We start from the raw sequence: 7,245 nt of genomic DNA, 5'->3' as shown, positions 1-7,245 counted from the left end.
CTCCCCGGCCATCGACTCCGCGTCGAACAGATCCCGCTGATCCCGCGATCTCCCCTGCATGCACCAATCGTTCCCGACCGCCGCCCGCACACCGGTCAGGGACACGCATTCTTCAGCAGTCTCCTAGCCGCGAAGCTTTCTGAGCCTTCGGCGCCGCCAGATGCCTCTGCCCGTGGTCGGGTCAGTAGCCCGAGCTGCTGGTGACGACGGCGAACAACGCGGTGACGGCGAGAAAGGCCAGGACGATCTGCCCGATGCCCCACACGAGGGCGATCCAGCCGAGGACCTTGCCGGCGGTGGCCGGCTTGTTCATCTTCTCGGCCTTGGAGGCCTGCCAGATGGCGAGCGGCCCGAAGACGACTCCGGCGAAGAACACGCCGATGATGCCGAAGATGAGGGAGGCCTGGGCCGCCTTGTCGGCGAGCATCGCGTCCGGTGAGTACGTGGTGTGCACCGGATCGCCGCGGTAGACGGGCATCCCGCCCTGCGCGTGCGGCGGTGGGGGCGGAGGGAATTGCTGGGACATGGCACTCGCCTTCAGGGAGAGGGAGTCGAGACGGTCGGTTCGCCCGGTCGTGGAGGAGTGAACGGCAGCACCGGTACCGTCGCAGGCTGTGAGGATCATGGTAGTCAGGCGCGTGCAGGGGCACGGCCGAACTAGTTGACCTCGACGTCCACCGAGTGCCACCCGCTGGCTCCGTCCGGCGCGGGCGGGGCGAGGCGCTCGGTCTGGACCTCACCGTCCCCGTCGGTCGCCCGCACGGTGAGCGTGTGCTCCCCGGGCTCGGCGTCCCACTCGAGCATCCACATCCGCCAGGAGTCGACGGTGGGCTCGGCGGCCAGGGTGGCCGGCCGCCACTCACCGTCGTCCACGCGGACCTCGACGGCGGAGATGCCGCGGTGCTGGGCCCACGCGACGCCGGCGACGACGGTGCGCCCGGCGTCGATCGGTCCGCGGCGGGGGACGTCGATGCGGGAGGCCGTCTTGATCGGGCCGCGCTCGGACCAGCCGCGCGGAGTCCAGTAGCCCTCGTCCTTGGCAAAGCTCGTCACCTCGAGGTCGACGACCCACTTCGTCGCCGACACGTACCCGTACAGCCCCGGCACGACCATCCGCACCGGGAAGCCGTGCTGAGGTGGCAGCGGCTCGCCGTTCATCCCGACGGCGAGGAGAGAGCTGCGCTCGTCGGTGAGCGCCTCGATCGGGGTGCCGGCGGTCCAGCCGTCGGCGCTCGTCGAGAGCACCATGTCCGCCTCCGGCAGCGGGCGGGCGCGGGCGAGGAGCTCGCGCACCGGCCAGCCCGTCCACACCGCGTTGCCGGCGAGGTTCCCGCCCACGTAGTTCGACACGCACGCGAGCGTCACCAGCGCCTCGACCATCGGCTGGTCGAGCAGCTCGGCCATGTCGATCTCGACCTCCTGCTCCACCATGCCATGCACCCGCAGCCGCCACGTCGCCGGGTCCACCTGCGGCACGGTGAGTGCGGTGTCGATCCGGTAGAAGTCGTCGTTGGGCGTGCGGTACGTCGTTTGCCCCGGCACACCCTGGTCCGCGGCCGCGGGGACGGTCACCGGCGCGGCGACGCGGGGCACGACGAACGCGTCCCGGGCTGCCCGCACCGCCTCGCCCGCGCCGCTGAGGACGCGCCCGGCGACGATGCCGAGCACGCCCAGCACCGCGAGAGACCCACCGCCGACGAGCACCGAGCGGCGCGTGAGGTCGCCCGGCATCCCGATCTCCGTCGTCGTCGTGACGTCGCGGTTGAACCAGGCGAGGACGAGGGCGCCGACGACGACGCCGGCGACCGTGGGCAGCGCGTCGCTCGCCGTCGCGCCGGGCCGGCTCAGCACCGCCGCCACGCCGGTCAACCCCACGAGCGCAAACGTCACCAGCCCGGCCGCGAGTGACCGTCGCGCAAGGAGGCCGATGCCCGCGCACGCGGCGAGGAGCACGAGGGCCATGCCGACGAACAGGGCGGTCTTGTCCGCCGTGCCGAACGTCGCCACGGCGACATCCTTGAGCCACGGCGGGGTGAGGTCGACGAAGGCGTCGGCGACGGCGAGCAGGGGCGAGGGCGTCCCCGTCACCGTCGTCGCACGGGACAGCAGGCCGGCCAGCAGCTCGGCGGCGCCGAGTGTCACCGCGCCTGCGACCAGTCCGGCGAGCGCGGCCGCACCGCGCGAGCGTCTCATCACCCGACCATGGTCCACCGTCCTGCCCCGGCATGCTCAGGCGCGAGCGTCGACCACCCAATCGAATCCGAGGCCCAGCAGAAAACGGTCAGATGTCAAGAGGCGGAGCTGGTCGGTGGCGGCCTGCGCGAGGAGCATCCGGTCGAAGGGGTCGTGCCTGCTCAGGGCGGGGAAGTCGAGCAGCCCGGCGGCGTGGTCTGCTCGGAACGGGAGCTCGCCCAACCCGGCGCGTTGAGCGCCGGCCGAGACATCCCCCGGCACGTCGATCCGACCGAGCATGTGCTTGATGGTGATCTCGAGAACAGACACCGCGGAGAAGTGCGCTGGCCGCGACGCCGCCAGCAAAGCCCGGGCGCGGGCGCCCAACTCGTCTTGGCCGGCGAGCACCCACAGGAGGGCGTTCGTGTCGAGGAGAACGCCGGTCACGACGTCGGATCGCCGTAGAACAGGGCTTGGACCTCGTCGTCCGGTCCGTCGAAGACATCGGGATCGACGCGGAAGTCTTGCCAGCCCTCGACACCGATGACGACCTCGGGCCCCCGGTGCGGGACGAGGTCAACGACCGGCTTTCCCGCCCGCGCGATGGTCACCGGCTCTCCGGCGAGAACGGCTTCGATGAGGCGAGAGAGCTGACTCTTCGCCTCGTGCACGTTCATCTGGACCATGTGACCAGCGTAGGGACATGGGCTAAGTTTGGCTAGGCCCGACATCCGCTGTCCGCTGGCGGCAGGGCGGCTTAGCATGGGCGGATGGCAGGTAGCACGGCGTCCACGGGACTGGCGCGATGAGGGCCTCGCAGCGTTCCGCCGTCGCGCCGTTCCAGGTCATGTCGATCCTCGACCGCGTCGCCCATCTGCGCGCCGCGGGCCGCGACGTCATCTCCCTGTGTGCGGGCGAGCCCTCCGGTGGCGCGCCCCGCGCCGTGCGCGAGCTCGCCGCGAGCACCCACGCCGGCGGCCACGCCCTCGGCTACACCAGCGCGCTGGGCCTGCACGAGCTGCGCGAGGCGATCGCCGTTCACTACCGGCGCTGGTACGGGCTCGAGGTGCCGCCCCAGCAGGTCGCCGTCACCACCGGGTCCTCCGGCGCGTTCATGCTCACCTTCCTCGCTGCATTCGACCCGGGCGACGTCGTCGTCCTCGCCCGTCCCGGGTACCCGGCCTACCGCAACATCCTCCAGACGCTGGGGTGCCGGGTGGTGGAGGTGGACTGCGACGCGCAGGTCGGCTTCCAGCCCACGCCCGAGATGCTCGACGGCGTGCTCGCCACACACGGGAGGGTCGCCGGGCTCGTCATCGCCTCCCCGGCGAACCCGACCGGCACGATGATCGACCGTGACCGGATGACGGCGCTCGCCGCCTGGTGCACCGAGCACGACGTGCGCCTGGTGAGCGATGAGATCTACCACGGCATCACCTACCCGGCCGACCCCGCAGCCCCCGACGCACGCGGCGTGTGCGCGTGGGACGTGCCGGGTGCACAGTCCGCCGTCGTCGTCTCCTCCTTCTCGAAGTACTGGGGGATGACGGGGTGGCGCCTGGGGTGGGCGCTGCTGCCCGCCGACCTCGCCGGCGCCGTCGACGCGCTCGCCGGGAACGTCGCCCTGTGCCCGCCCGCCCCGGCCCAGTACGCCGCCCTCGGCGCCTTCTCCGAGGAGACCTACGCCGAGGCCGACGCGCGCGTCGCCGACCTCGCCGCCACCCGCACCGTCCTGCTCGACGACGTGCCCCGCCTGGGGTGGGGACCCATCGCGCCCGCTGACGGTGCGTTCTACCTCTACGCGGGGCTGGCGGAGCGACTGGGCGGGTACGCATCCTCGGTCCAGTGGTGCGCGGCACTGCTCGAGCAGGAGGGGGTCGCCGTCGTACCCGGTGTGGACTTCGACGGCGCTCGCGGGCGCGAGTACGTGCGACTGTCCTTCGCGGCCGGTGCCGACGCCGTCCGTGAGGCCGTGCGGCGCATCGAGCGCTTCCAGGGGACGTGAGTCAGCGGCGGATGCCCAGACTGTCGCGGCGGTCCCCGTCCCAGTCGCCCACGAGGGTGGTGTCCTCGGTCCGGCCGTAGACGAGCACGCGGTCGGCGGCACCGCCGCGGATGGTGTTGGCGAGGTAGTAGGTGCGGCCCCGGCGCACGGCGAAGGTGTCCACGCCGTCTCCGTCCCAGTCGCCGACGTAGACGTCGTCGCGGGGGCGGCCGTAGGTGATGACGGCGTCGGCGTTCCCGCCCTTGATGGCGTTCTTGACGTAGTAGGTGCCACCGCGGCGCACCGCGAAGGTGTCGCGACCGTCGCCGTTCCAGTCACCGACCAGGACGTCGTCGCCGGGACGGCCGTAGCTGATGACGTGGTCCGCGGCGCCCCCGGTGACGGAGTTCTTCACGTGGTAGGTGCTGCCGCGGCGCACGGCGAAGGTGTCCACGCCGTCGCCGTCCCAGTCGCCCACGTAGACGCGGTCCCCGGGCCTGCCGTAGCTGATGGTCCGCGTCGCAGGGCCGGCGCCGGCGTGGTCGCGGATGTAGAAGGTGCTGCCCACCCGGTAGGCGAGCGTGTCGGTGCCGTCACCGTTCCAGTCACCGACGTAGACGCGGCTCGTGTTGGTGCCGTACCGGTACACGCTGCTCGCGCTACCGCTGAAGCTGTTGGCCAGGTGGAACTGGTTGCCGCTGCCCCCGATGCCGCCGTCGTCGATCGTCCCGGGGACGGAGCCGGCAGGCGGGCCGGCCGGTGTGCTGCCCGGCCGCGCCGTGGTGGTGAGAGTCTTGCCGGAGTAGGCGGCGAAGTTCTGGGTGCCGTAGGGCATGGCGCCGAAGTCGGGGTCGTTGCGGTAGGCGATGCCGATGCCGATGTGCGTGAAGCGGGCGTCGAACATGTTCGCGTAGTGGCCCGGGGAGTTGTACCAGCCGCGGTACATGGCCTCCGGGGTTTGGTACCCGTAGGCGACGTTCTCACCGGCGCACGTCCAGCCCGTGGGAATCTGCTTGGAGTAGCTCGGGTTGTGCGACATCCGGCTCGCGCCCGCCATCTTGCCCGACCACGAGCGTGCGACGGAGTCGAGCTCGGTGGCGCGCTGGACGGGACGCAGGCCCTTGTCGCGGCGATCGGCGTTGAGGAGCTGGAGGATGCGGTCCTCGAAGCGGGCGGCGTCCGTCTCGGTGGCGGAGGCAGGCACCGCGGACAGGCACGTGATGACGAGCAGGACTGCGAGGAAAGCCGTCGCGGCGCGGGCGAGACGGGCGGGCGAAGAGATGTGGCCGATCACGGGAGTAGTGACTTCCTGCCGACGTGGCACCCGACTTCGACGGGTGTGCTGACGTCCTTGCCATCGGCACGGTCGTCGCTCAAATGAGGTGGTGTGGCGGGACTCTCCGCAGACGCGGTGGGCGCCCGGCGGCTGTGCAGCGCTTCCTCGTCTCCGAGGGCTTGCCGCAGTTCAGGGACCTCCGACTGCAGCGGCTCGGGCCGATGGTTGCCACGGCGGCTGGATCGCGCAGGCAGGCTCGGGAGTCGCAGCCAACTCAGGGCGGTGGGTGAAGATCAGCGAGGAGTCGAAAAGGTCGGCCGGGTCTCCGAGGTCGCCTGGTCGAAGGTGCAGGCGACCTCGCAGACGATCGCGCGGACTCAGGGGTATGCCTTGCGTCAGCTCGACGCACTGGCGGAGAAGCTCGAGCGCAAGAACAAGATGGGCGGCATCGCGGCGGACGGTGGTCAAGGCGGCCGAGGCCAAGGTGGAGGAGTGCCTCGCAGTCCTGGCGCGCTGCTTCCAGCTGCAGGACGGCATCGCCGTGCTCGAGCTCGACCGTGTGCTCGACGCGTCGCCGTCAGGGCAGCGGCGCCTGCTTCATGAGGAGTGAGGAGTAGAGGTTGACGATCCGCACGCCGTCTAGCCAGTCGGTGAGGCGGGCGGCCTCGGCGTCGAGGGCGGACCGTGCGTCCGCGCCGACGTCGCGGTGCAGGACCACCTTGGCCGCGCCGTCGCCGTCCTGGACCCAGGCGCCGACGATGCGCCCGTCCCACCACGCGGTGGTGCCGGCGTTGCCGTTGGAGTCGAAGAGGTAGGGGACGTCCTCGGGGTCGAGGTAGAAGCCCCGGCCCTTCCATCCCATGGTCGTGGGATCGAGGGTGGGCAGGAGCGCGGCCCAGGGCTCGGGGGCGGGGACCGGGGCCTCGTCCTCGGGCAGCACCCAGCCGACCTGCCCGCCGTCGAGGCGCACCTCCACGGCGGCGAGGGCGGCGAGCGCGGCGCGGGCGGCAGACTTCGTGGACCCGAGCCACCACTGCACGTCCTCGACGGTGCCGGGGCCGAAGGTGGCCAGCCAGCGGCGGACGATCTCGGCGTAGCCCTCCTCGGCGGACAGGGGAGTGGGCTGCTCGCCGAGCCAGGTCTCGGTGAGGGTCCAGGTCGGGCGGCCGGTGCGCCAGTGGCTCGCGTTGCGTGCGCGCACGATGCGGCCCTCCGCGCCGAGCATGGTGAGCACACGCGGGGCGATCTGGAAGGTGCCGCCGTACTTCTTGTCGAGGTCGACGGTGATCTGGCCGGTCAGCTCCGCCACCTGCTCCCGGATGTCGCGCGCCGACAGCGGACCGGACGTGGCGAGGTGGGCGAGGACGGCGCTCGCGGCAGCGTCGAGCCAGGCTGCGCCGTCGTCGGCGATCGCGTACTTTTCCACGTCACGCACAATGACGCGGCGCTGCTCAGCGGCGACGCGGGCGGAGGCGCTGCCGAGCGTGGCCGGAAGCAGGTCACGCGGGAAGACGAAGAGCGTACGGCGCATCGCGAGCTGCTTGACGAGGCTGCGGTCCTCGTACAGCGCGCGCTCGACGCCCTCGGGGGAGACGTCGTCGGTGCGGGCGTGCACGGCGAGGTGGACGGTCGCGGGCTCGGTGGAGTGGAGGACCGTCATCGCGCGGGTGACTGCGACGGGGTCCGCAAGGCGGTGGGCCGGGTGCAGGCCGTGGCGGATGGCGAGCCGGCTGCGGCGCTCGGTGTCGTCGATGTGGCGCATGGGGGACCACTATGCCGGGGCGGGGGAGCGCTCGCGGTCACGCGGTCGGCC

At 71.9% G+C, this 7,245-nt stretch carries 8 protein-coding genes; 2 read left to right on the top strand and 6 right to left on the bottom strand.

Annotated features, from left to right (window positions below; genetic code table 11):
- Positions 1-181 precede the first annotated feature (181 nt).
- From M3148_RS14530 to M3148_RS14515, 4 genes are all read right to left on the bottom strand, one after another.
- A complete protein-coding gene (locus tag M3148_RS14530; protein ID WP_251305428.1) occupies positions 182-526 on the bottom strand; it encodes a hypothetical protein in 345 nt (114 codons plus the stop codon).
- Positions 527-657: 131 nt separating this feature from the next.
- Entirely contained in the window at positions 658-2,193 is a 1,536-nt protein-coding gene (locus M3148_RS14525) for a molybdopterin-dependent oxidoreductase (protein WP_251305427.1), read from the bottom strand.
- A 36-nt stretch (positions 2,194-2,229) separates the two neighbouring features.
- Positions 2,230-2,619, bottom strand: a complete 390-nt coding sequence (locus M3148_RS14520) for a type II toxin-antitoxin system VapC family toxin (protein WP_251305426.1) — start codon at positions 2,617-2,619, stop codon at positions 2,230-2,232.
- Positions 2,616-2,849: a type II toxin-antitoxin system Phd/YefM family antitoxin gene (locus tag M3148_RS14515; protein ID WP_306469991.1), complete on the bottom strand. Its 234-nt coding sequence runs from the start codon at positions 2,847-2,849 to the stop codon at positions 2,616-2,618. The genes M3148_RS14520 and M3148_RS14515 overlap by 4 nt, the downstream gene beginning before the upstream one ends.
- Positions 2,850-2,977: 128 nt before the next feature.
- On the opposite strand from M3148_RS14515, the gene M3148_RS14510 reads away from it, so the two are divergent.
- The gene (locus M3148_RS14510) at positions 2,978-4,177 is read left to right on the top strand and encodes a pyridoxal phosphate-dependent aminotransferase (protein ID WP_251305424.1); all 1,200 of its coding nucleotides are present in this window, start codon (positions 2,978-2,980) and stop codon (positions 4,175-4,177) included.
- 1 nt (position 4,178) lies between these two features.
- Here M3148_RS14510 and M3148_RS14505 read toward each other — a convergent pair whose 3' ends face one another.
- Positions 4,179-5,450 carry a CAP domain-containing protein gene (locus tag M3148_RS14505; RefSeq protein WP_251305423.1) on the bottom strand — a complete coding sequence of 424 codons (1,272 nt, stop codon included), beginning with the start codon at positions 5,448-5,450 and terminating at the stop codon, positions 4,179-4,181.
- Positions 5,451-5,892: 442 nt separating this feature from the next.
- Between M3148_RS14505 and M3148_RS14500 the strand changes: the two genes are divergently transcribed.
- Complete coding sequence (locus M3148_RS14500; protein WP_251305422.1) at positions 5,893-6,042, top strand: hypothetical protein; 150 nt, start codon at positions 5,893-5,895, stop codon at positions 6,040-6,042.
- Here M3148_RS14500 and M3148_RS14495 read toward each other — a convergent pair.
- On the bottom strand, positions 6,010-7,194 hold the full coding sequence (locus M3148_RS14495) for a winged helix DNA-binding domain-containing protein (protein ID WP_251305421.1): 1,185 nt from the start codon (positions 7,192-7,194) through the stop codon (positions 6,010-6,012). The two genes, M3148_RS14500 and M3148_RS14495, sit on opposite strands and share 33 nt — an antisense overlap.
- Between the last annotated feature and the right edge of the window lie 51 nt (positions 7,195-7,245).

The organism is Georgenia satyanarayanai (assembly GCF_023715365.1).
GTDB classification, from domain to species: domain Bacteria; phylum Actinomycetota; class Actinomycetes; order Actinomycetales; family Actinomycetaceae; genus Oceanitalea; species Oceanitalea satyanarayanai_B.
Note: the sequence above shows the minus strand (reverse complement) of the source record. Positions and strands in the feature narration are given on the sequence as shown.